This is a genomic window from Reichenbachiella sp. (genome assembly GCF_965233835.1).
GTDB lineage: Bacteria > Bacteroidota > Bacteroidia > Cytophagales > Cyclobacteriaceae > Reichenbachiella.
The window spans coordinates 1,145,191-1,172,071 of the sequence record NZ_OZ247585.1; the positions used below are offsets into that span (position 1 = coordinate 1,145,191).

23 protein-coding genes are annotated in these 26,881 nt (G+C 38.9%); 10 read left to right on the top strand and 13 right to left on the bottom strand.

Annotated features, from left to right (window positions below):
- Positions 1-55: 55 nt before the first annotated feature.
- Together ACO6S2_RS04905 and ACO6S2_RS04910 are read right to left on the bottom strand one after the other, a co-directional pair.
- Complete coding sequence (locus ACO6S2_RS04905; protein ID WP_422361401.1) at positions 56-2,761, bottom strand: DEAD/DEAH box helicase family protein; 2,706 nt, start codon at positions 2,759-2,761, stop codon at positions 56-58.
- A gap of 50 nt (positions 2,762-2,811) precedes the next feature.
- On the bottom strand, positions 2,812-3,624 hold the full coding sequence (locus ACO6S2_RS04910; protein ID WP_422361402.1) for a helix-turn-helix domain-containing protein: 813 nt from the start codon (positions 3,622-3,624) through the stop codon (positions 2,812-2,814).
- Positions 3,625-3,782: 158 nt separating this feature from the next.
- On the opposite strand from ACO6S2_RS04910, the gene ACO6S2_RS04915 reads away from it, so the two are divergent.
- From ACO6S2_RS04915 to ACO6S2_RS04940, 6 genes are all read left to right on the top strand, one after another.
- The gene (locus tag ACO6S2_RS04915) at positions 3,783-4,178 is read left to right on the top strand and encodes a YbjN domain-containing protein (RefSeq protein ID WP_422361403.1); all 396 of its coding nucleotides are present in this window, start codon (positions 3,783-3,785) and stop codon (positions 4,176-4,178) included.
- Positions 4,179-4,207: 29 nt separating this feature from the next.
- Entirely contained in the window at positions 4,208-4,915 is a 708-nt protein-coding gene (locus tag ACO6S2_RS04920) for a PspA/IM30 family protein (RefSeq protein WP_422361404.1), read from the top strand.
- A gap of 61 nt (positions 4,916-4,976) precedes the next feature.
- Complete coding sequence (locus ACO6S2_RS04925) at positions 4,977-5,588, top strand: hypothetical protein (protein ID WP_422361405.1); 612 nt, start codon at positions 4,977-4,979, stop codon at positions 5,586-5,588.
- A 16-nt stretch (positions 5,589-5,604) separates the two neighbouring features.
- Entirely contained in the window at positions 5,605-7,770 is a 2,166-nt protein-coding gene (locus ACO6S2_RS04930) for a flotillin family protein (protein ID WP_422361406.1), read from the top strand.
- Between the two features lie 91 nt (positions 7,771-7,861).
- Positions 7,862-11,128, top strand: a complete 3,267-nt coding sequence (locus ACO6S2_RS04935) for a DNA repair ATPase (protein ID WP_422361407.1) — start codon at positions 7,862-7,864, stop codon at positions 11,126-11,128.
- Entirely contained in the window at positions 11,110-12,828 is a 1,719-nt protein-coding gene (locus ACO6S2_RS04940) for an AAA family ATPase (protein WP_422361408.1), read from the top strand. Before ACO6S2_RS04935 ends, ACO6S2_RS04940 begins: the two co-directional genes overlap by 19 nt.
- A 6-nt stretch (positions 12,829-12,834) precedes the next feature.
- On the opposite strand, the gene ACO6S2_RS04945 is transcribed toward ACO6S2_RS04940, so the two are convergent.
- Complete coding sequence (locus tag ACO6S2_RS04945) at positions 12,835-14,223, bottom strand: TIGR00341 family protein (protein ID WP_422361409.1); 1,389 nt, start codon at positions 14,221-14,223, stop codon at positions 12,835-12,837.
- Entirely contained in the window at positions 14,216-14,989 is a 774-nt protein-coding gene (locus ACO6S2_RS04950; RefSeq protein ID WP_422361410.1) for a TerC family protein, read from the bottom strand. Before ACO6S2_RS04950 ends, ACO6S2_RS04945 begins: the two co-directional genes overlap by 8 nt.
- Positions 14,990-15,147: 158 nt before the next feature.
- On the opposite strand from ACO6S2_RS04950, the gene ACO6S2_RS04955 reads away from it, so the two are divergent.
- Together ACO6S2_RS04955 and ACO6S2_RS04960 are read left to right on the top strand one after the other, a co-directional pair.
- Positions 15,148-15,930 carry a zinc-dependent peptidase gene (locus ACO6S2_RS04955; RefSeq protein ID WP_422361411.1) on the top strand — a complete coding sequence of 261 codons (783 nt, stop codon included), beginning with the start codon at positions 15,148-15,150 and terminating at the stop codon, positions 15,928-15,930.
- Positions 15,927-16,019 (top strand): SEC-C metal-binding domain-containing protein, encoded by a 93-nt coding sequence (locus ACO6S2_RS04960; RefSeq protein ID WP_422361412.1) that lies wholly within the window; start codon positions 15,927-15,929, stop codon positions 16,017-16,019. Before ACO6S2_RS04955 ends, ACO6S2_RS04960 begins: the two co-directional genes overlap by 4 nt.
- 2 nt (positions 16,020-16,021) lie before the next feature.
- On the opposite strand, the gene ACO6S2_RS04965 is transcribed toward ACO6S2_RS04960, so the two are convergent.
- The 5 genes from ACO6S2_RS04965 to ACO6S2_RS04985 form a co-directional block, all read right to left on the bottom strand.
- A complete protein-coding gene (locus tag ACO6S2_RS04965) occupies positions 16,022-16,168 on the bottom strand; it encodes a hypothetical protein (protein WP_422361413.1) in 147 nt (48 codons plus the stop codon).
- 11 nt (positions 16,169-16,179) lie between these two features.
- Complete coding sequence (locus ACO6S2_RS04970; protein ID WP_422361414.1) at positions 16,180-16,731, bottom strand: NADAR family protein; 552 nt, start codon at positions 16,729-16,731, stop codon at positions 16,180-16,182.
- A gap of 109 nt (positions 16,732-16,840) precedes the next feature.
- Entirely contained in the window at positions 16,841-17,353 is a 513-nt protein-coding gene (locus tag ACO6S2_RS04975) for a hypothetical protein (RefSeq protein ID WP_422361415.1), read from the bottom strand.
- Positions 17,354-17,364: 11 nt separating this feature from the next.
- Positions 17,365-18,069, bottom strand: coding sequence for a peptide chain release factor H (prfH, locus tag ACO6S2_RS04980; protein ID WP_422361416.1), 705 nt, complete (start codon positions 18,067-18,069; stop codon positions 17,365-17,367).
- Between the two features lie 10 nt (positions 18,070-18,079).
- Positions 18,080-19,486 carry an RtcB family protein gene (locus ACO6S2_RS04985; RefSeq protein ID WP_422361417.1) on the bottom strand — a complete coding sequence of 469 codons (1,407 nt, stop codon included), beginning with the start codon at positions 19,484-19,486 and terminating at the stop codon, positions 18,080-18,082.
- 489 nt (positions 19,487-19,975) lie between these two features.
- Here ACO6S2_RS04985 and ACO6S2_RS04990 point away from each other — a divergent pair, with 489 nt between their 5' ends.
- Positions 19,976-20,791, top strand: a complete 816-nt coding sequence (locus ACO6S2_RS04990; RefSeq protein ID WP_422361418.1) for a hypothetical protein — start codon at positions 19,976-19,978, stop codon at positions 20,789-20,791.
- On the opposite strand, the gene ACO6S2_RS04995 is transcribed toward ACO6S2_RS04990, so the two are convergent.
- From ACO6S2_RS04995 to ACO6S2_RS05005, 3 genes are read right to left on the bottom strand one after another with little or no spacing between them, the layout of a single operon-like run.
- Positions 20,788-21,240, bottom strand: coding sequence for a DUF2062 domain-containing protein (locus tag ACO6S2_RS04995; RefSeq protein WP_422361419.1), 453 nt, complete (start codon positions 21,238-21,240; stop codon positions 20,788-20,790). The two genes, ACO6S2_RS04990 and ACO6S2_RS04995, sit on opposite strands and share 4 nt — an antisense overlap.
- 10 nt (positions 21,241-21,250) lie before the next feature.
- Positions 21,251-22,375: a magnesium/cobalt transporter CorA gene (gene corA, locus ACO6S2_RS05000; protein ID WP_422361420.1), complete on the bottom strand. Its 1,125-nt coding sequence runs from the start codon at positions 22,373-22,375 to the stop codon at positions 21,251-21,253.
- 1 nt (position 22,376) lies between these two features.
- Positions 22,377-23,153 carry a crotonase/enoyl-CoA hydratase family protein gene (locus tag ACO6S2_RS05005; protein WP_422361421.1) on the bottom strand — a complete coding sequence of 259 codons (777 nt, stop codon included), beginning with the start codon at positions 23,151-23,153 and terminating at the stop codon, positions 22,377-22,379.
- A gap of 74 nt (positions 23,154-23,227) precedes the next feature.
- On the opposite strand from ACO6S2_RS05005, the gene glpX reads away from it, so the two are divergent.
- Entirely contained in the window at positions 23,228-24,178 is a 951-nt protein-coding gene (gene glpX / locus ACO6S2_RS05010; protein ID WP_422361422.1) for a class II fructose-bisphosphatase, read from the top strand.
- Here glpX and ACO6S2_RS05015 read toward each other — a convergent pair.
- A complete protein-coding gene (locus ACO6S2_RS05015; RefSeq protein ID WP_422361423.1) occupies positions 24,164-26,878 on the bottom strand; it encodes a CHAT domain-containing protein in 2,715 nt (904 codons plus the stop codon). The genes glpX and ACO6S2_RS05015 overlap by 15 nt on opposite strands.
- Positions 26,879-26,881 lie beyond the last annotated feature (3 nt).

A 26,881-nucleotide genomic window follows, 5' to 3' on the forward strand; every position in this document is an offset into this window, starting at 1 on the left:
GAGCGGAAAGGTAAAATAAAATTTGGAAATAATTTTTGGGTTAGAGTGATCCCTATTATTTCCATCTATTAGTTCTTTCAGATTTCTTTTGAAACTCTGAAGCTAATGAATGGAAACGAGCTTTCAATAGTGCTTTTCTACCAGTCTCATTTCGTGTGAAAATTGTTGTGCAACTTCCAACTAATCGTTTCCAAAACTCGTCAAGGGTTTTGACAAATGATTTGTGTTTGCCCAACGCTTCTGGTACTGGGTGATAGTCTTTCTGATCAAACAAATTGAAAAGTGTACTCCTTCTAATAATTAAATATCTGGGGCTATCAACAGGGCTAATGATTTCTTGTAATGATTTAATGAAGAGGCTCTTTTCGTATGTGGTTCCTCCTTCTAAATGACAAAAAACTTCACCATAATCATTCACAGAAGATCTAATTTCCAACTTATCAATAGTTGTGTGAATGTTCTTAGTCTTGACGAGAGATCTTAGTAGTGCTGCTCCAATATTTTGAATGTCTTTTGATATGTCTCGGTATTTTAAAAGAAGCTTTGCAGACTTGAAAAGCTTGGCTCCAAAAATGACAAACCCCACAATCAAAAAGAGCATGAATAAATATTCTAGTACTTCCTCAGATCTCGGTTTAACTCTACCTAAAACATTTAAAAATTCTTGAGTGTAAATGGTTATTCCGAACGACAATTCTGCTAATACAAAAGCAATTGTTCTATTGAGGTAAAACCTTTTTACTTTCTTAAAACTCTTTTCCTCAGGAAATGGAATTTTAATTTCCTCAGTAAGTATGGTTCCATTTTCAATAGCTTGATGCCATTGATCCCTTAACAGATCTCGGTCACCTGCTGATTCCAACATTTTGCTATTTACATATTCCAACCCATCATAAGATATCTTCTCAGGTATTTCCATACGCTGAAGGCCGTTTTCTATGGTCCGGTTTTCTCTTTCTGATATACCGACGAAGCCTTTAAAGCGACGTGATAGCACCTGTAAATCTGAACCACCATTTGGGCTTGTTGGATCATTGCACACCAGATGCCAAATGTTTCCTGTCTTCTCTGTATCACCCTGCACAGTTCTGATAGCCCTGCCTCTCATTTGATTGGACAAGACGAAAGATCCAACAAAGCTGGCCAGAATCAAAGCGTTTATGGAAGGAGCATCCCAACCCTCTCCTAATAGTGACTTTGTGCCAACAAGAACGCTAATTTCTCCAGCTTGAAAAACTTGCGTTACAATGTGTACTACATCGTGTCGAAGCTTGTCATTAACATTTATTATTAGATATTTTGGGTCATATTCAAGAGGCTTATTTCTAATTGATTTGATACCATATTTTTCAGCGACCTCATTCATTTTGCCCAAAGCGGTTTGAGGTATGATAATCAGTGATCCAGTTAATACACCTAGTCTTACCTCTAATTCAGAGTCCCTTCTTAGTTTCTCGAATATTGGTATTACACCAAGTTTATTGATTTCTGTTTTATCAGAAAGAAACTCCTTTCTTATAAAGTCCCCTAAGATCACTAATCTCAGGTTATCGCTCAAATGAGATTTTTCAAATTGGGTGATTTTTACAATGCTGTCGAGCTTACTCAAACTGGATTTTAGTTGAGATTCAATTATTGAATCATCAGTAATATTGATCCTTTTTCGTTCAAAGGCACTATTTTTCCTTAAAAGACTAATTACATATTTCTTATGCTCAATGATGTCATCTTTATCGGATTGATTATGATTTAGGTAGTAATCAATCAATAGCTCTAACCAGCGTTTATCAAGTGAGGGAATTTTAGTCTTCTTGTTTCCTGTAATCCGAAAGTGTTCATCACTTAACTCTACTTTGTTATGATTTAAGTATATCAATAGAGCAGAGTAATACTCCATATGGCTATAAATCCATTCGTAATTATTGCCGGGCTGTTGAATTACAGATAAGGAAAGAAGATGGTTCACCACTACTTTATCAGTACCTAGCCTATTATAAAGTAGCTTACGATTGTCTCGGAATTCTTTGATTTTTTTGAGTTCATCCTCTTTTGGCTGGGAGAATAGAATGTAGTCTTGATGAGGGCACAAATCGCCTTCTTTCACAAGTTCAGGAACTGAAATTTCAGTATCGACTGGGCCATTCAATTCTATATACCTATTCCATTCTTGATAAGAAACATCATAGGGAGGTGTTGCAGTCAGTCCTACCATAGTAGGAGACAAGTCCTCTTTAATAGCCATTAAAGACTTCCACCAGGCATTCTTTAAATGGTGAGCTTCATCAATTATAATGGTTCCAATGTTTTGCTCCTTCAAGGCTTTCAGTATAGCCTTTAACTTTTGATTTGAATAATCCTTTTCATTACCATTTGCATCTTCCGTTTCCAGTTCTTCAAATTCATCTTCAATGATTTTATCACCAGTACATGCTGCATGAAGCCCTTGGTAGGTTGATACAGTAATAAACTTTGGTTCTTTAATACTTCTGGATATCCATTTTGGGCTGCTTTCAGTCTGCAGAAACAAATCCCTAAAACGTTCTATCCATTGATTTCGAATCGCAATTGTTGGAGCTAATATTAATGTGGGTTTATTGAGCCTTAGCATAACTTCCAGACCCAATACTGTTTTACCAGAACCTGGCGGAGCGATTACGTGCAGATGGTTGTCGTTTAAGTGCTCATCAAGTTCGTTCAGCACTCTCTGCTGATATTTCCTCCAGGGATATTTGAATTGTATGTCTTTGGAAAACTCTTTCAAATGTCTATGAAATATTATTTGGTATGCATTTTACTCTCAATAATAATATCTCATTTCTTCACGGTCTCATTTAATGCCTGAAGACTGCTTTCAAGTTTTAACACTCGTTCTTCCAAAAAGGTCGGTTTATTCAGATATTTGCTAATTACCATTTTCACATGCCACAATTGCAATATGTCGTCTTTATCTATCGTCAAGGCGTCATAATTTGGATCGTCTGTGATAAACGTCAACAGATTGCCTTCTATAGCTTTGAGACGCCTTGTGAAAATACTGTTTTTCTCAACAACAGCTAAGATTTGATCAATGTGTATGCTTGGATCTACTTGATGAACATGCTCTCCAACTAATAGGTCTCCATGATGCAACCCCTGTTGATTATATTCCATTTCACTCCCATTCATTTCAAAGGCCATAAGAGATTTTTCTGAATGATACGGAACATGGATGCGTTGAAGGTTTAGTATAAAATCTGCCGTTTCATACTTTACAATATAATCGTAAGTGTCAATCAGCCTCACAAGTGAAATCCCTTCGTTGGTGTCTATATGGGCGCTATCGATCCTTGAATCTCTAGATTGATGCACTTCATTTAGTTTTTGATTTAAACGATCCAAACTAAATATTTCGCTAACGGTCAATTCTTTAGTTAATAGCACATCTACCGATATTCTAAAATAATTAGCTATTGCAATTATAGTTTCAATTTTAGGCTCGGACCGCCCCTCTTCATAAGCACCTACGCTGGGTCGGGCAAGATTGAAAAGATTTGAAAAATCGGCCTGACTCATCTTTTTTACTTGTCTTATTTTTTTAATGTTTGATCCGATCTGCGAAAGTTTTTTGCTAATATTTTGAGCCATGCTATAACTTTTGTCATTTTATTTCGTAAACTTACACAAAATCATTTATAAATTACCGATACAAAACATGAAAATTAACACAAACGATAGACTATAGCTTCTAATACAAAACAGAATGATTAATTTAGATTTTTCCAAAATCACCAAACAAAAATAATATGAGTGCACATTTTCAAATTGTCAAAACCTACCTGCTGGAATTAAACTACACGATTATACGAGAAGATGAATCAGACAGCGTATTAGTGGTAGAAAATGAATCCAAGGGAATTAAAAATGCAGTGTTGATAGTAGCTGATCCTTTACTTATTATCGAGCAATTTTTATTTGATATAAAAACTGAGACATTAGAGATTCATAAAGATCTTTTAATGAAAAACAGGGACATTATCCATGGTGCCTTCGCATTAGATGAGACAGGAAAAAAGGTAGTATTTAGAAATACTCATGAATGCGAAAATTTGGACCTAAATGAACTAGAGGCAACATTGAATTCGCTAAGTCTATTATTGAGTGAATATGCGGGTCAATTAATCACATTCAGCAAAAACTAAAAAAGATTTCAAATTAAAAATAGATAACCATGAACGTATTCAAAAGATTATTCAAAATTGGAGAAGCGGAAACACAATCTGCCATAGATAAACTTGAAGATCCTATAAAAATGACTGAACAAGGCATTCGAGATCTTAAAAATGACTTAGATGCGGCCTTAAAAAATCTTGCTGAAGTGAAAGCAATGGCAATCAGGTCAAAAAATGAAGTTGATGCACACAAATCAAAAGCAGAAGAATACGAGAACAAGGCAATTCAACTGCTCAAAAAAGCACAAAACAATGACCTAAGTGCCGACGAAGCTGATAGACTAGCAACAGAAGCGTTGACAAAAAAAGATCAATGTACTCAAAATATGCTCAGAGGTAAAAAAGAGCAAGACAAGTTTGATTCTAATGTTGATCAGCTGAACGCAAATGTAAAGAGCCTAAAATCCAGCATTAGCGCTTATGAAAATGAACTCAAAACACTTAAAGCAAGGGTAAGAGTTAGCGAAGCGTCTGCCAAGGTAAATAAGCAGATGGCTCAAATCGATTCTTCAAGTACCGTTTCTCTTTTAGAAAGAATGAAGGAAAAAGTAGCGCAGCAAGAAGCACTTGCTGAAGCCTATGGGGAAATGGCTAATGAAAGTAAATCTATAGATCAGGAGATTGATAAAGCATTGGATGGCAACTCCGCTCAAGCCTCAGCTGATTTGGAAAAATTAAAGGCCAAACTAGGCCTTGACAAAAAGTAAATCGTCTCAACATTCATTCCTAACCTTTTAACAAAAACAAGCGAAATCACAATGAACAACCATGTCTGAACTATTAGAATTTGCATTTTCTGGAATCAATTTAATCCCAACCATACTTCTTATTTTTATAACGATTTATTGGGCGATTGTTATTCTGGGGATAGTAGATATAGATGCAATGGACATAGACCTAGAGGTGGATGGAGGCGTTGAAATTGGTGGGTTGGCTTCTGTACTATCTTTTTTCAACATAGGTCACATGCCGCTAATGGTATTTATCACGTTCTTTACTATCCCACTCTGGATGACCACACTTATAGTCAATGACTTTCTGGGATTTAGTGGATATATCACTGGCTTGGTCGTATTTATTCCTTCTTTCATTGTGTCTCTGTTTATTGCTAAGTTTTTAACCATTCCGATTGCCAAATTCTATAGAAAGGTAAGGAATAACACTGAAGCCGTTGAAAATATAGTCGGACAAGTTTGCACTGCAAAATTAACAATCACGTCAGACCGCAAAAGTCAGGCAGAAATCAAGGTAAATGGTACCTCAGTCTTGATTTATGCCATGACCCGTGAGGGTCAAATAGTCGAAAAAGGAGAAACGGCTCTAATCATCGACTTTGTAGAGGCACAAAGCTTCTATTATGTAGAACCTTATAATCAATAATTTAAATATTCAAATTATGACTGGACCAATTTTTTACGTAGTTATTATACTATCAGTATTCATATTTATCGGACTTATCACCGCAATCATTCAGATGTATCGGAAAGCACTTCAAGGTGAAGCCATGGTTCGAACTGGTATGGGGGGTACCAAAGTTTCATTTTCAGGAATTTTCGTTGTACCCGTCATCCACAAATTAGAGGTGATGGACATCACACTTAAAACAATAGTAATTTCAAGAACCGGGAGAGAAGGCTTAATCTGTAAAGATAACATGCGAGCAGATATTAAGGTTACCTTCTTTGTCCGTGTAAATCAAACCATGGAGGATGTCAAACAGGTAGCCCAATCTATTGGTAGCCAGCGTGCTTCTCATCAAGAGAGTATTGAGCTACTTTTTGATGCTAAATTTTCGGAAGCATTGAAAACAGTTGGAAAAAACTTTGACTTCGTTGACCTCTATAGTAGTAGAGACAATTTCAAACAAGACATACTAAATATTATTGGAACAGACTTGAATGGATATGTACTTGACGATTGTGCCATAGATTATCTGGAGCAAACACCAATGACAGAATTAGATGAAAAAAATATTCTGGACTCTGAAGGTATAAAGAAAATTATCCAGTTGACATCTCAACAAAAGGTTCAATCTAATCAAATTGAAAGAGAAAAAGAAAAGACGCTGACCAAGCAGGATGTAGAAGCTAAAGAAACCATCCTTGAATTAGAAAGGCAACAGGCAGAAGCAGAGGCCAAACAAAAAAGAGAGGTCGAAACGGTGCAAGCAAGAGAAGAAGCCGAAACAGCTAAAATCAAAGAAGAAGAGCGACTTAAAGCTGAGCGGGCCAGGATTACATCTGAAGAAGAGATTCAAGTTGCTGAAGAGAACCGTCTCAGAGAAGTGGTGGTCGCACAAAAAAATAAGGAACGAACTGAAGCTGTAGAGACAGAAAAAGTAGACAGAGCAAGGCAATTGGAGCTGACAGACAAAGAGAGATTTGTGGAAATAGCTCAGATCGAAAAACTCAAAGCAGTTGAAGAAGAACGCAAAAACATCCAGGATGTAATCAGAGAACGAGTGACTATTGAAAAGACTGTGGTCGAAGAAAAGGAACGGATGAAGGATATTGAAGCGATTGCAGAGGCTGATAGAACGAAAAAGGTTGCGATTACACTTGCCGAAAAGGATGCAGAAGAAGCACTTGTAAAACAAATCAAAGATGCAGAAGCTAAGAAACAAGCTTCTGAGCATCTTGCGAAGCAGCAATTGATAGATGCCCAAGCTGCGGAAAGTGCAGCTATGCACAGGGCTCAGGCCAAGAAAACATTGGCCGAAGCCCAGGCTGCTGAAGCAGCAGCTATCGGAATGTCAGAAGCGCAAGTCATGGAAGCTAAGGCTGCGGCAAGTGAAAAAGAAGGTGATGCTGCAGCTTCAATCATTGAATCTCAGGCAGAAGCAGAAGCTAAGGGAATAAGGCAAAAAGGTTTGGCTCAGGCAGAAGCTGACGAAAAATTAGGATTGGTTGCTGCCAAAGTAAACCTTGAACAAGGCGAATCAGAAGCTAAGGTCACAGAACTAAAGGCTCAGGCGGAAGAAAAAATGGGTCTGGCAGAAGCCAAAGTTATGAGAGATAAATTCTCTGCAGATGCAGATGGCATCAAAGAAAAAGCCAATGCGATGAAGCAATTGGATGAAGTTGGAAAATCTCATGAAGAATTTAAACTCCAGCTGAATACCGATAAAGAAGTCGAGTTGTCTAGAATTGCCATCCAAAAAGAAATTGCCCTTTCTCAGGCAAATGTGATTTCGGAAGCACTGAAAGCAGCCAATATTGAAATTGTCGGAGGTGAAACCATGTTCTTTGAGCAGATCGTAGGATCAATCACAAAAGGCAAGTCAGTGGATAAACTCATGAAGCATAGTGATACGCTTACCCAAGTCAAAGACACCTTTTTTAGTACAGAAAGTGGAGAGGGGTTCAAACACAGATTGACTGATTTTGTTAATCAGTTTGGCATCTCTGCTCAAGATATAAAAGACTTGAGCGTTTCCGCATTGTTGATCAAGTTAGCCGGACATGCCAGTTCTGCTAATGACATTAACCTCCTGCAACAGCTAGGCAATGTCTCCCAGGCTTTGGGAATTACCGATCATAAGATCTCGGATCTGGGAATATAACTTCCCGGATTGTATTAGAAATCCTGCAGGGCCTTTACCATGTCCTGCAGGATCACTTTGTCAATTTATTTTCATTCTGACCAAGATCACTATGTCTGAAGACCCTTCACAAAACAATACATCGAGCACCATGGACGCGGGAACCTATGAAATCCTTCGCAAAAGAATCGTGAGTCATTCCAATGAGTTAAAAAACACATTGAATTCACTTAATAAAGAAAGAAAGGATGTATTTGGAACGATAGAGACCAAGGTGCTCGCTACCGAACGAATCACCACCGATAATAATTGCATACCATGGGATATGTGTGCCATTGGTAATAGATTTCTATTTGGTTATAATGTACACGTAGGATTAAGAAGCGAAGTGAAGCCCACCGACGTATTTAGCTATTATGAGTTCAAAGACCATCAATTTCACGAGCACACTGTTGGCGACCTTCTCAACGACAGCGTTTTTCTTGACGACTTTCAGAAACTCTATAAGTACTACAAAAACTCGCAATTTCTTAGATTTAAGATTACTGGTATTCATCTACACATGGTTTTCCGTATTGGCAATAAAGTTGATGACGTCAAAACTTTCAAATGGGAAATCAAAGGTGAAAAACTGATCTATATTGATAATCGGAGTGATCATGAGTATAAATTCCCGAGTCAACATGAGTTCAAGTGGAAACGCACAAGAAGAGAAGATTATCGAGATGGTCTTCACCCTCATGTATCAATCAAAGATCGCGTATTTGTTGAGACAGTAGGGGGTGATTTGACTGTCAAAATTGAAGACAATACTGAGGATGGCGCTGGTATTTATAGTGAAAAGGTTGACCATGAGCAGCAAACACTGGACGATGCTGAATTTTATTACGCCATTGTTGGTCATATTATCATTATCAAAGCGATCCCGTATCAGGAAGAAGCACGGTATCTGGTTTACAATGAGAAATTGAAAGAAGTAAAACGTATAGATGCAATAGCAGAGGCATGTATTTTACTTCCTGACGATCATGGTCTCATATTTAGTAATGGATATTATCTGCAAAGCGGGGAATACAAACAATTTGACCTCGACTTGGAGGACATGCTTTTCGAACGAAAGATCACTTCACTCAATGGAGAAGATTTTTGGTATGTATTTTATAATCGGTTGAAAGGCATATACTTATTACTCAATTACAATATCATTTCTCAAAAAGTCGAAAACCCGATCATTTGCCATGGGTTTACTGTATTTGAAAATGGTGAAACTTGCATATTCAGAGCAGATGAAGAACCTAAAAAACATCATGCCATTCAAATTTGGCAAACACCCTTTACCGGTCCAAATTTCAAAGCACCAGAGCAGAAGAAGTCATTCCTACAGAAAATAGGAAACAAAGATGTAGTTCGTGCCATGGCGGAATGCCAGGAAATTATAAACCTTATAAGTCGAGAAGACATTTATTCGGAGTTATATCTGGATGTCATTAAAAAATCTACCGATATCATAGATTCCTACTACTGGATTGGAGAGCATGAGACGCTTGATATTAAAAGCTCACTAACCGAAATCCGAAAAGTAGCTGAATCCGCTGTAGACGAATATGAAAAAGTACGCCGAATACAGGAAACAGCTCAGGTAAGGCTTTCTGAAATTGAGACAGTTGTCAATGACGCCTTAAAAAAGTCAAAGGCCTCTTTTGGTAATATAAATTCATATGTGGACTTGTTGGGAGAAGTGCGCGCCATACGAGGAGAAGTGATTAGCGCAAAAGATTTGAGATACATCAATCTTGGTAAACTTGAGGAATTTGATAACGACCTCTCTGAAGCAGGAGATTTTGTTTCAGAATCATGTGTGAGATTTTTGATGCAGGAGCATGCGCTGAAACCCTATGAAGAAAAAATTAAAACCTATCAGACTAAAATCGAAAAGGTAAAAAAAGTTATCGAGGCAGACGAATTGATATTAGATGGGGATCAAATTGCGGGAGAATTAGATTTGCTAATTTCAACGGTCTCCAACCTTAAAATCACTGACGCAACTCAGACCACTCGAATTATTGAAAACATATCTGAAATCTACGGCGAATACAATCAGCTCAAAGGGGCACTGTCTAAGCGACGCAAAGAAATGCTTTCAAATGAAGGGAAAGCTGAATTTGGAGCCACCCTTAAACTTCTAGAACAGTCGGTAACCAACTATCTTGATATCTGCGATACTCCAGAACAATGCGAAGAATATCTTACCAAGCTCATTGTTCAGGTAGAAGAATTAGAAGGAAGATTTTCTGATTTCGGTGAGTTTATTGAAGTAATTACACAAAAAAGAGAAGAGGTATACAATGCATTTGAAGCAAAAAAACTTCACCTAACCGAACAACGCAACAAAAAGTCAAATCAACTTTTCCAGGCCGCTGAAAGAGTACTCAGTGCGGTAAAAAATAAAGCAGCCACTTTCAGCTCCAAGCAAGATATCAACAGCTATTTTGCTGCAGATTTAATGGTAGAAAAAATCAGAAACATGTCGACTCAGCTCGTAGAGATGGAGGAGACTGTAAAGGCAGATGACCTACAAAGTCAGCTCAAGACCATTAAGGAAGATGTTCTGCGTCAATTGAAGGATAAGCAAGAGCTGTTTACCGATGGAGATAATATCATTACGATGGGGAATCATAAATTTTATACCAATAACCTGGATTTAGACCTAAGTATGGTAATAAAAAACAAGGCTCCACACTTCCACTTAGCTGGAACTGATTTTTTTGAACTTATCGAACATGAACAATTAAATGCTTTATCATCGTTGTGGGACCAGTCTGTAGTTTCGGAAAATAGTGAGGTCTACAGAGGAGAGTATTTAGCCTTTTCATTATTCCAATTGCTAATCGATCCTCAAAATGAAATGGATAAGGCCACCTTTCTAGCACTTTCGGAAAAAAATAAGCTGTCCTTCATTCAAAAAGAAATGACTACACGCTATCAGGAAGGGTATATAAAAGGTATTCATGAATATGATGCGTTAATTATTCTCAACAAACTGATCGAGTTGTCGGATGGTGCAGGCGTTTTACGGCATGCTCCTGCGGTTCGAGCATTAGGTATTTTCTTTTGGCAATCATGCATATCGCAGGAAATCAAAGAGGTATTGCACCATCAATTGAAAGCCGCAGGAATTATCTTAAAAGTATTTCCTTCTTCTGAAGAGTTCGATGGCCTAAAGGCAGATCTTGTGACTGAGATTACAAAATGCGAGAACCTCTTCTATGTACATGATGTCAATTTTGATGAGGTAGCAGAATATCTATTTGACGAGCTGATTCAAAAGAATTCTTTACCATCAGTTCAAGTGCTGCACAGTTGCATCAGGATTTTCTGAAATATCTGAAGTCGACAAAATCTGAAAATGATTTCCGCAGTTCAGTCAAGCCTTTGGCTGATCAACCTGCTAATGCAGTAAGAACGATTTTAAAATGGCTCAACTCCTATATAGCGCTAGACCAGGAAATGAATGATATGACTTTCTTTGTAAATGAAACAGCGCTTCTATTGTTTTATGATAATTATTCAGACAAACACATACAGCAGATATCGCTCGAACAAAATCTAAAAGATCTCAAAGGAGACCACACAATAATTGCTAAGGAAGGTTATAATTTTCATCTCAATCATTTTTTAACGAAAATGAAGCAGTACAATAGAGAAATTGCTCCCAAGTATCATGCACTTCAGGAATTGAAAAAGGCACTTTCTTCAGATTACAAGACCGATCTTCGGTTAAATGAATTCAAACCAAGAGTGCTGTCATCATTTGTAAGAAATCAACTGATTGACAAGGTATATTTCCCCTTAATTGGATCCAACTTGGCCAAGCAGATGGGTACAGCTGGAGAAAATAAAAGAACCGACCTTATGGGACTATTGCTGCTTGTTTCCCCTCCGGGGTATGGTAAAACAACCTTAATGGAATATATAGCAAGTAGGCTAGGTGTAATTTTTATGAAAATCAATGGGCCTGCCATCGGACATGAGGCTACTTCTTTAGATCCAGCTGATGCACCCAACGCGGCTTCAGCGGAGGAACTTCAAAAGCTAAATCTCTCATTTGAAATGGGAAACAATGTCATGATTTATCTGGATGATATTCAGCATTGCAACCCTGAACTACTTCAAAAATTTATTTCAATGTGCGATGCGCAACGAAAAATTGAAGGTGTTTACAAAGGAAAAACCAAAACCTATGATTTTCGAGGTAAAAAAGTATGCGTAGTCATGGCAGGCAATCCATATACGGAGTCGGGAGACAAGTTTCAAATTCCCGACATGCTCTCCAATCGTGCGGATACGTACAATCTAGGAGACGTCATTGGAGAGAATGAGGAAGTGTTCAAATTGAGCTATATAGAAAATTGTCTTACCTCTAATACAATTTTAAGTAGGCTGGTTTCAAGAAGTCTGGATGATGTTCAGACCATACTCAAAATGGCGGAGACAGGAACCTCCGAGGGCTTGAAATTTGAGGGGAATCACAGCGCTGACGAAATTCAAGAATATGTAGCTGTGATCAAACATTTGATTACCGTGCGAAATGTGGTGCTCAATGTAAACCTACTTTATATCAAATCAGCTGCTATGTCTGATGAATATCGCACAGAGCCTCCGTTCAAATTGCAGGGATCTTACCGAGATATGAATAAAATGGCAGAAAAGATTCTTCCATTGATGAACGAATCTGAAGTCGATGTTATCATTCAAAGTCATTATGAAAACGAGGCTCAAACTTTGACTTCGAATGCCGAAGCCAACTTATTAAAATTTAAGGAAATTAATGGGTCGCTGAACGAAGAAGAGCAATCACGTTGGGACCACATCCTGAGCAAATTTATTGAAAGGCAAAAAAAATTGGGTTATGGACAAAACGCACAGTTGGCTTCTGGATTAGAGACCATATCTGAGAACCTGGAGGGTATTATGAATACCATAAGTGACAAAAAACTTCAGCCTAGGGTATTTATACAGTCCGAAGCGGAGGCTAAAAAGGCCACAAAGACTAAGGCCAAGAAGAATACAAAATCGTAGACTTGTCTATAAGAGAACAAGCTCAATTTCTTCTGTTTTCAACCGCTGCTCAAGCCACAATTCGATTTTCATCAATTCGGATTTTCGAGGAGTTTTTGAAAATTTGATTAGCGCATAACAGACTGTGTCCATGACTTCTTCCTGCATGTTTTTTCGTATGACATCACTCAGCGCAAAAGAAGTCATGGTTGAGTAATGAATTTTCAACTCAGCCGACAAATCAGACACAGGATAATAGCGGCCCTGCTGTCGCAAAATCTCCCTTTCCAAAACCGCAATTTGTTCATCCTTTGATTCAATCAGGGCCTCGTTTTTCTTGTACAAGTCTTCAATGATATCAATCTTTAATTTAGTGCTCATTTCTTCGAATTCCTGGCCAAGGTCAACTTCGTGCTCATACCCTTGATGAAGGATCAAATGCGTTTTTGGGTTTAGTTTAAAAATAGGAATCTGCCTTTTGATATCAACAATCTGAACTGAATCCAATGTTTTTCCATAGAGCGTAACTTCAATAGAACTACTATCAGCATCATAATAAAAACTGCTATTGATGACTTCCGTCTCGGCAAAATCGAATTCTGTTGACACAAAGTATTTTGCATTCTGCTCGAAGAGTGTTCGTTGAACTAAATGATAGGCCAGATAAACACTTGGAATAATCGTAATAATGACAAATACAGCGATTGATCGCTTTACATTGGTTTCCGAATTGGGGTCTTCAAATTTCCGTTTAGGATACTTCAAAAAACGAACGATCAGAAAGGTAGCTACTGAAATAAATACACTATTGATAAAAAAAAGGTAGAATGCCCCAACAAAGAAATACCAATTGAGGTTCGCTAATGCATATCCGGCCGTGCAGAGAGGAGGCATGAGAGCTGTAGCAATAGCGACTCCAGGAATGGCATTAGATCTTTCTCTTCTGGAACCGGCAATAATTCCGGCCAATCCTCCAAAAAAAGCAATCATTACATCCCATATTGTAGGATAAGTACGCGCCAAAAGTTCAGATTGTGCTTCGTGTAGTGGAGTAACCCAAAAATAAAATGCAGAAGTCATGACACTGATGCCAACCGCCACGCTAAGGTTTTTGAAAGCTTTCTTAATCAGATCAAAGTCATTGATACCGGCCCCTAATCCAATACCCATGATAGGGCCCATGAGCGGAGATATGAGCATGGCTCCTATAATGATAGCAGTAGAATTTACATTGAGCCCGATAGAGGCAATTATGATGGCGAAAATTAAAATCCAAAGATTCGTCCCCTTAAATTCGACTCCTTTGCAAATATCCTCAATAGTCTTACTTTCCCGCTCTTTGTCTTCATGCAAATCGAACAGATCGTGCATAAAAACCCGAAGCCCTTCAATTGGCTTTATTCTTCTTTTAGCCATTTTTTTGCCTTTTTTCTTTCGCTAGGAGCAATTTCTTTTGGTATTTACCTTGAACGATATCTACCACAACTAAAACAAAGATTACAAAGTAAAAGGTGGCCTTACTCATCGGAGTGATCTCACTACCAAAAAGGGACAGATGTGCTAAATGCCCTCCTTCAGATAAAAGCATGACTCCCACGAGAAACAAAATGAATAATCCAAGTACTTCGTAAAGTCTGTTTTTGGCCAAAAAGACCGACACTTTATCCGACAGCCAAATCATAAGTACTCCACTAATGATGATCGCCGTTGCCATTACCCAAAATACATCACTCAAAGCCATAGCGCTTAATATGGAGTCGAAAGAAAAAATCAAATTCATAAACACAATCATCATGATAATCCGAGTGGTCGAGGTGTTGTCTTTGACGTCATCATCATGTTCTTCCAAATACACTAGATGCCAAATCTCTTTGATAGCTGTGTAAAGAATAAATGCACCACCAAATATCACAATCAAACTATGAATGTTGAATGTGCCATCTACCCATCCGAAAAGATCAATATGAAAAATTGGATTTTGAAAATATTTAATGAGATTCACCAAAACGAAGAGAAGTATAATTCTAAGAATAATGGCCAGACCGATACCGGTAGTTCTAACCATCTTTTGTTTATCTAAAGGTGCTCTTTTGGATTCAATCGATATATAAAGTAAGTTGTCAAATCCCAGGACTGCCTGTAGCAAAACAAGCATCAACAGGGTAAGAATGTTCTCAAGCATTTGTTCTATTTAGTTTAGAAATGTCAACTTCAATGATATTGAAAATAACCTGAATAGTCTATGATTATCTGCTAAGTTTACTTCTTTTAGTATATGGGAATTTTGGTACTTCAACACATATGATCTTTTCGGACAAAAGTTGAGCAAAATAATAGTACATGATTTACATTCTTCTTTTGGTTGTGGTAGCCGGAGCAACCTTACTTTACAATAAGAAGCAGGTTGAACGCACTAGTCCTCCATTTGCCTCTCCAAAAAAATGGGATCAAATTCTTATTGAAAAAGTAAACTTCTATAGAAATTTGAACGACAAAGATAGGCTTCGTTTCAAAAATGATTTGGCAAATTTTTTATCAGCAGTAAGAATTACAGGTGTAAAAACAAACGTATCGGTTGAAGATAGAATCTTGGTGGCCAGTAGTGCAGTCATTCCATTGTTTGGGTTTCCGGCCTGGACTTACCGCCACCTGGATGAAGTCCTATTGTATCCTGATTCCTTTGATAGAAATTTTAATATTGGAAGTAAAAGTGAAATCATAACCGGAATGGTTGGCAACGGTGCCATGGAAGGTAAAGTCATTTTATCCAAACCTTCCCTACATCTTGGGTTTGATATTTCAAATGATAAAAAGAATGTGGGCATCCATGAATTTGTTCATTTATTTGATAAAGAATCTGGAGCAATTGATGGTATTCCGCCTGGTTATGAGGACAAATCATTTACTCTTCCATGGCTGGATTTCATTAATCACAAATCAGCTGAAATTATTAACCAGCGATCCGATATCAATGAGTACGCAACAACCAATAAACAAGAATTTTTTGCTGTAGCCTCCGAATACTTTTTGAACGTCCACATCTGCTTCAGAAAAAACATCCGAAACTATATGATCAGTTGTCCGAAATTTTCAATCAAAGCCTCACAAATACAATACAATTGAGCTCATTTCATGCAAAAAAAGATCCAGGAAGAAATGATCCTTGCCCTTGTGGCAGTGGAGAAAAGTATAAGAAGTGCTGCTTAGTTTAAACTTATACGTACTCAATTGATAAGACTCTATAGACTAACTGTTGCTTAATCGTTCTTCTAAACTTTCTGTTGGCCTCTCTCTTATCCTCCTTTTCAGAATCTGAGTTGGCAATAGCTTGAATCGGTGTCTTCTTTTTTGATCTACTCATAAGTCAACTATTTACAAATCGCTTATCATATCTCTAACTTTCATCAACGCAAATCCTAACAAATTTGATCCTCTCCACTTAGTCGGGATAGAGGCAAATTCATGTTCACTATTCAATCCTATTCCCCAAATACTATCAACCGGACTTGCTTCAACCAGCACTCTACTTTTGGTATTAATCAAATACTTCTTCAAAGATAGATTTTGAGTAAACTTATGAAACCCTCCTTTGACAACAATATCAAATCTTTGTTCATCCCATAAGCTTTGATCAAAACCTATGACTCGTCTGCCGATGCTTTTAGCTTCGCCTGGTGACTTTGCTTTTAATATTTTGACGCAGGATTCTGAATCCTCAAATAGTCTGGCCTTACAAGCCATCATCCAATGTTCAGCTGTAGGATAAACAATGTTGTCAACTGTAAATGGTGAGGCATACCACTGACTAAAACAGGAGCTAGTTACTTCTCCATTCCTACTACGTTCGTGACCCCAGAAGAATAAATATTTAAGTTTCTTACCGGATTCATGTAATGCTACTATTTTATCTTTTGAATACTTCATTCTAATTGAGGGCAAAAAAGACAAGATCTACAACTTGGCTTTAGTCCCCATTAAATAACTAATTATATCAATAAATGAAGGCAGCATGGCTTTCATTCCGTACTACCTATTATGAAACATGATATGAAACTTTCTGATTCATTTCCTGTTTCCTGTTTACCCTATTCTTCTCATCCTCTAGAAAATCTATATACCTGGAGTCATAGCTTTCAGCAATAGCCTCGTTGAGAACATTTTTGGCTTTGTCATATTCTTTCGTCAATTCAAAAGTCAAAGCCTTTAATCTGAGTAATTCTGGCAAAAGAGCGCCTTTCAAGTCGAGTGCGTAGTTGATTAATTTTAGCGCTTCCTTGTATCTGCGTGTCTTGACCATCAACCATGCAAAGTTCTCGCATGTATTGATATTTTCAGGATCAGTGGACATAGCTGCGACAAAGTGCTCTTCGGCTAAATCGAATTTCTGAAACTGCTCCATGTAAAGTTTACCCATTAGGTAATTTGCTCCAGCATGTTCCGTGTCATAGCTCAATGCATAATTGAGGTTCTCTAACACTTCGGTAAAACTGTAATCATAATCATCAAGTGCTTTTAGATAATATTGATCTGCTAATGTGATAGACATTGTTCTATAATTTATTCGTTTAGATGTCTAAGAAAATCCTGCTTGCTGGACTTTCTATTTGACTTATAATTCTTGTTTTTATAATTGGGTTTAAAATCTGTCCCTTTGAATATTCTCACAGGATTACCGCGATCTAGTTCATTGTGATTTTGCCAACTCGCTTGTACTTGCTTTTTATCTTGTTCAAGTGACTTTATTTCCAATACTTCCTGCATTCGTTTGATTGCTTCATGTTTGTTTTGCAATTGCGATCTGCTGTTGGAAACAAATACCACTGCTCCACTTGGAACATGAGTCGCTCGGACTGCCGTACTTACCTTGTTGACATGCTGTCCCCCTGGTCCTCCGGATCGAGTAAATTCAAACCGTATATCCTTACTATTAAAAGTGTTTTTCTGATTGAGTGTCAATTCGTTTACACCTACAAACCAGTTCTTTCTTTTGTGATATTTTCTGAATTTACTTTGTCCAATCCATTGCACCGTACCCAACCAATTTGTTAGAAAGGAGTCTAAATTCTTCCCTTCCAATTTGAGGCTTGCAGAAAACAATGTTCCATTTTCTGTTCCTTGTTCACGATGTAGAATCGTGGATTCTATATTAGATTCATTTGCTTCATTCAACAAGAGCTTCAACACCTTGGCTACCACCCAGCAACATTCTGCCGGGCCTCTGCCAGAGGTGATTTGTATGATTTTTTCGTTTTGCTTTTCCATGATAATTCATCTATCCTTTGTCCATTATCACCATTTTAGGTGTGAATTTTCCAATGATGTCAACCAAATCCTTTTGGCTCGCCATCACCTCGTTCAAGTCCTTATAGGCAATAGGTGCTTCATCCACACCGCCACCAATCAATGTGACCCCTTGACTACTTAGCACCTTTTTCAAAGCACTATTCGTATAGCTGTTTCTAGCCTGAGCTCGTGACATCTTTCGCCCAGCACCATGCGATGCGCTAAACAATCCGGAAGACTCTCCCTTGCCTCTCACGATGTATCCATCCGTGGCCATCGATCCAGGGATAATCCCCAGTTCACCTTTGGCTGCAGGTGTTGCTCCTTTTCTATGCACAATCAATTCCTCACCAGTCAACCCAGCTTCTTTCCAAGCGAAGTTGTGATGGTTCTCTACTCGTGCTATAGCCTCAATTCCAAGATGCTTGCTTAAATTCAAATGAATTTGATCGTGGCATGCTTTCGCATAATCACCTGCTAGGTTCATTGATAGCCAATACTCCTGACCTTCATCAGAATTCATATCCAACCAGGCAAAATGTTGTGCCTGACGAGGCAACAAACATTGATTTCTTGCCAGGCCTGTGTAGTGTCTTGCGATTGCAGCACCAAAACCTCTCGATCCTGAATGAGACAACAACCCTAGATATTTACCTTCCGGCATACCTAAATCATTGTTCTCTTGTAATTCAACTTCGCCAAATTCAACAAAGTGATTTCCAGAGCCTGAAGTACCCAATTGTTGAACAGCCTTGCTATGCAACTGCTTAAGAAGTGGAGTATAACCAAACTCTTGACGATCCAACACCTCATGTTGTTGTTGAATATTGAGGCTACCACCAGAGCCGAAATAGGTCTTTTCTTTTAGCGCCATTTTGAACTGGTAACGGTTGCGTTTGAGGTATTCTGGCTGAATATCAAAAACACTTAAGCTCATCCTGCATCCTATGTCAACACCTACTCCATAGGGTATCACAGCATTTTTCGTAGCCAATACTGCTCCAATAGGAAGTCCATAACCCATGTGGGCGTCTGGCATCAAAGCACCTTTTTCAGCAATTGGGAGACTCATAGCAAGTTCCATTTGACGATAGGCATTACTGGAAATGTGCTTCCTACCAAAGACTTTGAAGTCTCCAGAACCTCTCAACAATTGGATTTCTTCTTTAGCTTTCAACTGTTCCTTCTCAGCAAACTCATCTGCCAATACGCCTAAAATTGGATCATCGAGATATTCATTAGGATTGTTTTTAACCGCTTTTAATACATTTAACTTTTCAATTTTAGAAATATGTTTATAGTGCATCGACATAATATCGATGGCCAGGCTTTTAGCCCTATTTGTTTTATAATTAATGATTTTGAGGTCTTTGCCTCGTATCTTATGATTGCCCATTATGCAATTGTTTTGACCATATAGAAAATACATGGTCGAGATAAACACATGGCCGAATACGGCATGATGCTTATCTGTTAAGAAATAATATTTGAAAAATGGATTTAGGATATGTCCGTAATTTGGACATAAAAAAACCCGACCTCAGATTTAGTACTGGGACCGGGCAGAATATAAAGTCAGCTACTGACTACTTGCGCCCGGGATTTGGTTCGATATGTATATTCTGCACCATCATAGTTTTCCTGTTTTTAGGATTTAATGTAGGACAAAGGTATGGCAATTGAATTGGCTTTTGCAAATGGATATTCTTAATTCCTGTTATTTAGAATTATTCTACTAGAAAAGGGTCATAAACCCTCATTTGCCATATGGAGCTTTTAAAGATTCAACAAAAACTTCCAACTCGTGATCCTGACAAAACATCGAAAAGACTGATGAACCGATATTGGCATCAATGTTGTCTATTGCCATGAAACTACTGCGCTTATGACCATTGACCAATCAACTAAATACTTCCTATTTTGCTCAGTGCTTCTGTTTGTGAGCATTTCACCAAGCAGCGCTCAATCTTGTGATAATAGCGACTCTTTTTTTGACCTGCTCTTTGATATATTATCTAATGACAACAATGATAATTTTGCTAATTCTGAAGAGTATAAACCTCAAATGGAAAACCCGACCACGCCCATAATACGAAGTGATAAGACAGAATGGAAATATGGGATTAGTATTATGGGTGCTCCTCGAAATATTGGCTACAGACCTGGCGGCTTAGAAGTGGGGTTTTATTCACAAGCATTTTCATCAAATAGATTCTATCTGGGTTTGTCTACAGCGTTTTATCCTTTGAAGCGATATGCCTATGATTCTTTGTTTAATGATTTTGATAAAATCCGTACCAACCAAAATATCTTTAGTTTTCATTTTGCTATGAAATACAATATCATTAAAAATAAAAAGTTTCAGTTGGCCTTGGGTGCTCATGCTGGGACCATGATTTTTGGTGCCAGAACTTTTGCTCAAGACAATACGTGTGATTGCGAAGGAGAAAGAACACCAAACCAGACGTTGAAGGATTACACTGCCGCCAGGCCTGACTATGGTGTTTCAATCAACTTGCAGTTTGCACTAAAGAATCCATACAACAAGTTATTTATAGAAGTAATGAGACAGTCGCCAGGCAATTCTACCTATCTGGAAAAAGACGGTGTAGAAGTAAAACCCAACAATATTCATTATCCTTTGGTCGAGAATAACTGGAATATGCTGGTTTTTAAAGTTGGGTTTAGTCAGTATTTTTAGTTCTTATACTTAGTTGCTTTATACCTTCTCACTCCAGCTTTCATCAAAAAATAGCTAAGTATAGAAATTGGTATAGACAGGAATAGATTGCCAATCAGAAATCTTCTTGTGTACTCAAAAGCCTGGTCTAGTTGCTCAAATTCCCAAACGACGACTTCAGTATTACCAAATATGGCTTGGCCGATTTCGTAGCTGGCCCAATAGATAGGAGCAAGTGTCCAGATATTCCAGACAATCATGGCCAGAAATAATGCGTATTTGTTGATCTTCTTGAAGATAGCCACGATGATAATACCTATCAGAATGCTTACTCCTGGCGTTGGAAGTATGGCCACAAAGCTACCCACGGCAAAACCCATCGCCACGGAATGATCAGAGGTTTTGGTGCGCAGCACTTCTAGAAAGTGCCGCTTGAGTTTGAACAGGAGCTGGTTCTTGAAATTTCTCACCACTTCAAGGTTAGATCCATTTTCTAACTTTAAAATAAATCAACATCACCACAAAAATAACGCCCATCACACCCCAAGTATAGAAGTAACCATTGGGATGATGGAGCTCTGGCATGTTGTCGAAGTTCATGCCGTAGATGCCTGCAATGAAAGTGAGTGGAATAAAGATGGTTGCCACTGTGGTAAGCACTTTCATAGTCTCATTCATTTTTTGGCTTTGGGAAGCAAAGCAGATGTTGGTCAGACCTTCTAAGGTTCGAAGCGTAGCTTCTATTTCTTCCATTGCCGCCACCGCAGAGTTGCCCAAATCTCTAAAATATTTGAGATTGTTGGCATGAATGAATTTGCTGTCTCCATTCATCAGGTTGGTCAAGGCTTCTTTAAATGGGCTTAATGCCTTTTTAATAATCTGAGCATTTTGTTTGTGCTTCTCCAGAACAATAAGCGTAGATTTATCCGGATCATCGATTACCACTTTTTCTATGAAGGAGATGGCTTCATTGGTTTGGTCTATGGTCTCGAAATAGTTGTCCAGAATGGCATCCAGTAGCTGTGCCAGCAGATAGTCGCTCGAGCGCTTTCGAATGAATCCCAGTCCCTCATTAAGTTTGTTTCGAATGCCTTCGAAATGATCGCCTACTTCTTCTTGAAAGGAGACTACATAGTGTGACCCCAACACAAAAGACAGTTGTTCAACTTCAATTTCTTCTTCTTGTTTGGCAATTGATTTCACACTAAAAAACAAATGATCGTCATATTCCTCTACCTTCGGACGTTGGGTGGTATCTAATATTTGTCTAATGGTCAGTCGATCCAGATTAATAGAGTTTCCCACTTTTTTGAGCAATTCTACATCGTGCACCCCATGAAAGTTGAGCCACGAAATATTATGACCTTGCGCTTTTTTCAAGAAGTCAAATTCATCCAAGTCATTTTCAAGCGTCAAATTTTTGGCATCAAACTGATAGAGTTGACTCTGTACCGACTCCATTTTCTTTTTGCCAATAAAGGTGAGCTGAGCCTTCGCTTTGGCTTCAGATTTTTTATCTGAATATAAGTTTTGTCCTAGAGCGCCTAAAGTTTTTATGCCTTGGAGTAAGAGTTTGTCTGGCCTGGTGATATCGATTCCTTTCATTTTACTTTCCTTTAAAATTCGCCTCCCTTCTTTCCAAAAATGACAGCAATCCTTCCTTGGCATCTTCAGTTTGCATGAGGTGGTGAAGGGCAGGCATTAGTCCTTGTTCTGCTTTATGACTTCCGTCGAGAATGGCTGTTTTGGCGCTATCTAAAGTAGCTTGTACTGCTAGAGGTGCTTGTTTAGCAATTCTTTCTGCGACCTCAATCGCTTCATGGGTCGGATCATCACTGAGTGTTTGAACAAGCCCAATCCTTAGCGCTTCCTGTGCATCAAACATATCACCTGTTAGTAAGTACTTCATGGCATTACCCCAGCCGCATCTTTGTTGAAACCGGATGGTAGCTCCTCCAAAGGCAAGGATGCCTCGTTTGACTTCTATCTGACCAAATTTACTGTCATGGCCTGCTATGCAGATATCATTCGCCAAGATCATTTCGATGCCTATGGTGAGGCACGTGCCTTGCACAGCTATAACTACCGGCTTCGTCCTTTTTTTGTCGAATATCTGCAGGGGATCTATTTTCCCTTCTTCAAACAATTTAGCACCTTGCTGTATGTGTTTAGATACATCTGCTAAATCTAACCCGGCAGTAAAATGATCACCTTCGGCATACAGGACTCCGCATCGTAATTCAGGATCAGACTCCAACAAGGTATAAGCGTCTGACAATTCTTGCAGCATGGCATAGGAAAAGGCATTCATCTTTTCGGCCCTGCTGAGTGCGATGTGGAGGACGTGATTTTTTATTTCTGTGGTTATTAAGGAATTGCTCATGTTCTAAATTAATCGAAATAGAGATAAATATTGAAATCTTATTTGGAATCGTTTAGGCACTTTAGTTTTGTCGCATGACAGAGCAAGAGCAATTAGTTGAAGACTTGAAGAAGGTAGTCTGCAGCGCCGCAGCGGCGGCTAAAGAATTCGTTGGAACGGGAGAAAAGGAGGCTGGAGATCAGGCTGCTGTGGATGCTATGCGCAGCGCTTTTGAACAGGCTCATATGGATGCCGTTGTAAGAGTAGGTGAAGGGGAAAAAGACGAAGCCCCCATGCTCTATGTCGGTGAAAAGTTGGGAAATGGTGAAGGTCCGAAATTAGATATAGCCGTAGACCCTGTAGAAGGGACAGCACTAATGGCTGAGGGTAAGCCTAATGCCATAGCGGTGGTGGCTGCGACAGATCAAGGCGCTTTTTGGGATGCTGGTAGTGCCTATTACATGAATAAAATAGTAGTAGGGGAAACGGCCAAAGGGGCTATAGATATTACAAAATCCGTAAGTGAAAACTTGAAATCAATTGCCGAGGCTAGTGGTAAAAAGGTGGAGGAGTTGGTAGTTTATGTCTTGGACAAACCTCGCCATATCGAACTCAGAAAACAAATTGAGGACTGTGGAGCAACTGTTGATCTGCATGCCGAAGGTGATGTGATCGGGTCAGTATTGGCACTTTTGCCAGATAGCGATGTTGATGCCTTGATGGGCATTGGCGGTGCACCAGAAGCAGTGATAACGGCAGCGGCCGTTTTGGCATTAGGTGGCGATATGCAGGGGCAGCTGGCTCCTCAGCAGGAAGAGGAGAGAACCGGCCTTTTAGCTGAGGGTGCAAACATTGATCGAGTCTTGATGCTAAAGGATTTGGTCAAGTCAGATTGGGCGGTTTTTGCAGCCGCTGGTGTGACCTCAGGTGAACTTCTAGAAGGCCCAATGGAAAGCACAGGTGACGAAACACTGGTGGAATATTTGACTATTGGTCCTGAATCCGGTCAGGTCGAGAATGACTTCTACCCTTTACTCACCGATTAATACAAACGGTGCCCAATAGTAGGGTTTGCTGTATTTTTCATCATTGATCAATGAAAGTTTGGCCATGCGTAACGCTCCGCTGAACGTGTTGTATGTGGAAGAATATAGGTGGTTGTTGTAAAAATCAATCATCAATTGTGATGTTGAGGCGTCGGATACGGTCCAAAGCGAAACCACCAAATTTTTGGCGCCAGCGTAGAGCAGCGCTCTAGATAATCCAATGATTCCTTCACCTTTTGATATCTTACCTAACCCTGTTTCACAGGCACTCAAACACACCAAGTCTGCGTTAATGTCGATGTTGTAGATGTCTCCAGAGTAGAGGCTGCCGTCTTGCAAGAAAATTCTTGAAAGATTAGGCTCAGATTCATTCACCATACCATGGGTGGCAAAATGAATGTATTTGTACTGCTTAATATCATCATTGGCAATGTTGCTTTTTGTGGCGTCAGACTCCACGAGCAGATTCGCTTTTCTACTGTTGGCTTTGAACAGATACTTTATCTCATCTATTTCTGCTTTGGAGCCTGGTAGGTCACTTAACCTACCCGATAATCCCTGATATTTTTGACTGCTAAAATTGATGGGTGCAACCAACAAAATATCTTCTGTTTCACCCTGGTAAGCATCTATTTCCTTTTTTCGCTGAGCGAAAAGTGTGGCCGAGTTGTCGTAGCTGACGTTATACTTTTTGATTAAAAATGGCATTTGACCATAATCAATATCTCCTTCAAGTTTGGCATCTGTCACCAGCGCTTCAAAAGGTATGGTAGACAGCCCGCCTTCAGGAATAATCAAAAGCTGGTTGATGTTACTTTTTATTTTCATCGGAAATAGTTCAGCGTATAATCGCTGAGAGGTGGATAGAAACGATTTTTTGACGTCGTATTTCATCGAATTCCTAAGCCCAAGAATTTGTTTGTCAAAGTCGTCTGCTTTGGCTTCATTGAATACTCGAAAATCTTCATTGGTGACATAGAATGTGAAAATTCTTGTGTCCGTAATGAAATGTGTCACTAAAGCCGTATTGGTGCCCAAGGCAACCTGCAGTTCGGCTAGTCCGATGTGTTCTACATTAAATTTTAAGTTATAGTAGTTAGGGTAATCAGCTTCAAGTTGACGTACGAATTCGTTGTAAGCATTATTAAGTGAAAGCAATTCTTGTTTTAGGCCGGCTTCCTTATCAGGCTCTTGATTGGTGGCCAATTTTTGTTCTTGCAAAACAATGCCAGACTTCAATTCACTCTCTTTTGATATCAATTCGGACGGAATGCCCGAAAACTCTTTAGCATTGGTGTCTTGAATAGCAGAAAGCAAAACGGCTGATTTGCTTTTCTCAGCAAAGTAGAAAGCCTTTTCTAAATATACTTTTGGTTTGAGCACTACTTTGCTCATTTGGTAGGAAAGAGAAACACCTGCTTCATATATTTCAGAAGCTTTCGCACTCAACGAAATTTTATCCTTTTCACTCAATCTGATTTGGCGAATGTGACTGACCAACTCATCGGCCTTTTCCAGCGTGTTCAGCGCTGCGGTAAGGTCCCTAAATTTCAGTGTTTTGTTGAAATGATAGGTCTCAAAAGCATCCGCTTTTTGTTGCAAAGAGCTAAGTAAAATGTCCGCGTTGTAGTAGTTTTCAAGTTTAGGGTTCTGGTAGATATCCGTAAGTTCTTGGTCGGATAAATTGGCATAGATGGCTTTCTGTATGGTTTCCACGGCCATTTTATACGCACCTTGTTTTTGATAAATGTCACCTTTCAGATTGTAGATGTTGGCGATTTCAGGATGCTTGGGTCCGTATAACCTTATATACATTTCTAAAGCCTGGTCTTGGTATTTGATGGCTTCTTCGAATTCTTGCTGGTGGTAGTACACATTACCAATACTGAAGGCCACAAAAGCTTTGCTGGGGTGATCACCCTCATGCAAATTATCCCAAATATCAGAGACACGATTTAAACTTTCGAGGGCCTTGGGGTAGTCATCTTGGGCATCATATTGTAGTGCCAAGTTGTTGAGGGTCAAAGCCACTTTAGGGTGATTTTCGTGATACAACTCCTGATATATTTTCAGTGCATTATTGAAATAAATAACTGCAGCAAAGCCATTGACATCTGTATTTACCAAACCAATATTATTATAGGTGTCAGCAACGGCAGGGTGTTTTTGACCATACAGTTCTTCACGAAGGTTCAGTGCATTTTGTAGGTATTGTAGAGACAGGTCTGTGTTGCCATTGTTCCAGTAGGCGATGCCCAGATCGTTGTAGCATGTGGCCTTTTCTTTCGAGGCTTCTACTCCTGCTGTTTCAAATAGATCTTGGGCTTTCAATAAATATTCAATCGCCTCACCGTTTTGACCCAAATGAAGATAGGCGCCTCCCTTTACACTGTAGTTTTCTGCAAGGAGCAAAGTATTCGCAGACAACTTTGACTCAATCTCATTACACATATTTAGGCCTACTTTGGCATTGCCTAGACGTGTATTGACTTCAGCAATTCTCAGTTGGCATTGATTGGCTGACATCCCAGATAGACCTTCAAAAACAGTCTCATATTGGTCAAGAGCTTCATTGTAGTCGCCAGATTCAAAAAGCGCTTCGGCTTTTTGATATTGTTCGTTATACTCTAATTGCTGGGCAACAGAAGAGGTAAAGGACAAGCAAGCAAAAAGGAGTAAGCCAGAAATTTTTCTTCTCATGTT

What these genes read in the sequence shown, in the direction of transcription:
- ACO6S2_RS04910 (WP_422361402.1), bottom strand. Translation starts at nt 3,624, where the DNA reads ATGGCTCAAAATATTAGCAAAAAACTTTCGCAGATCGGATCAAACATT.
- ACO6S2_RS04915 (WP_422361403.1), top strand. Translation starts at nt 3,783, where the DNA reads ATGAGTGCACATTTTCAAATTGTCAAAACCTACCTGCTGGAATTAAAC.
- ACO6S2_RS04920 (WP_422361404.1), top strand. Translation starts at nt 4,208, where the DNA reads ATGAACGTATTCAAAAGATTATTCAAAATTGGAGAAGCGGAAACACAA.
- ACO6S2_RS04925 (WP_422361405.1), top strand. Translation starts at nt 4,977, where the DNA reads ATGTCTGAACTATTAGAATTTGCATTTTCTGGAATCAATTTAATCCCA.
- ACO6S2_RS04930 (WP_422361406.1), top strand. Translation starts at nt 5,605, where the DNA reads ATGACTGGACCAATTTTTTACGTAGTTATTATACTATCAGTATTCATA.
- ACO6S2_RS04935 (WP_422361407.1), top strand. Translation starts at nt 7,862, where the DNA reads ATGTCTGAAGACCCTTCACAAAACAATACATCGAGCACCATGGACGCG.
- ACO6S2_RS04945 (WP_422361409.1), bottom strand. Translation starts at nt 14,223, where the DNA reads ATGGCTAAAAGAAGAATAAAGCCAATTGAAGGGCTTCGGGTTTTTATG.
- ACO6S2_RS04950 (WP_422361410.1), bottom strand. Translation starts at nt 14,989, where the DNA reads ATGCTTGAGAACATTCTTACCCTGTTGATGCTTGTTTTGCTACAGGCA.
- ACO6S2_RS04955 (WP_422361411.1), top strand. Translation starts at nt 15,148, where the DNA reads ATGATTTACATTCTTCTTTTGGTTGTGGTAGCCGGAGCAACCTTACTT.
- ACO6S2_RS04965 (WP_422361413.1), bottom strand. Translation starts at nt 16,168, where the DNA reads ATGAGTAGATCAAAAAAGAAGACACCGATTCAAGCTATTGCCAACTCA.
- ACO6S2_RS04970 (WP_422361414.1), bottom strand. Translation starts at nt 16,731, where the DNA reads ATGAAGTATTCAAAAGATAAAATAGTAGCATTACATGAATCCGGTAAG.
- ACO6S2_RS04975 (WP_422361415.1), bottom strand. Translation starts at nt 17,353, where the DNA reads ATGTCTATCACATTAGCAGATCAATATTATCTAAAAGCACTTGATGAT.
- prfH (WP_422361416.1), bottom strand. Translation starts at nt 18,069, where the DNA reads ATGGAAAAGCAAAACGAAAAAATCATACAAATCACCTCTGGCAGAGGC.
- ACO6S2_RS04985 (WP_422361417.1), bottom strand. Translation starts at nt 19,486, where the DNA reads ATGGGCAATCATAAGATACGAGGCAAAGACCTCAAAATCATTAATTAT.
- ACO6S2_RS04990 (WP_422361418.1), top strand. Translation starts at nt 19,976, where the DNA reads ATGACCATTGACCAATCAACTAAATACTTCCTATTTTGCTCAGTGCTT.
- corA (WP_422361420.1), bottom strand. Translation starts at nt 22,375, where the DNA reads ATGAAAGGAATCGATATCACCAGGCCAGACAAACTCTTACTCCAAGGC.
- ACO6S2_RS05005 (WP_422361421.1), bottom strand. Translation starts at nt 23,153, where the DNA reads ATGAGCAATTCCTTAATAACCACAGAAATAAAAAATCACGTCCTCCAC.
- glpX (WP_422361422.1), top strand. Translation starts at nt 23,228, where the DNA reads ATGACAGAGCAAGAGCAATTAGTTGAAGACTTGAAGAAGGTAGTCTGC.
- ACO6S2_RS05015 (WP_422361423.1), bottom strand. Translation starts at nt 26,878, where the DNA reads ATGAGAAGAAAAATTTCTGGCTTACTCCTTTTTGCTTGCTTGTCCTTT.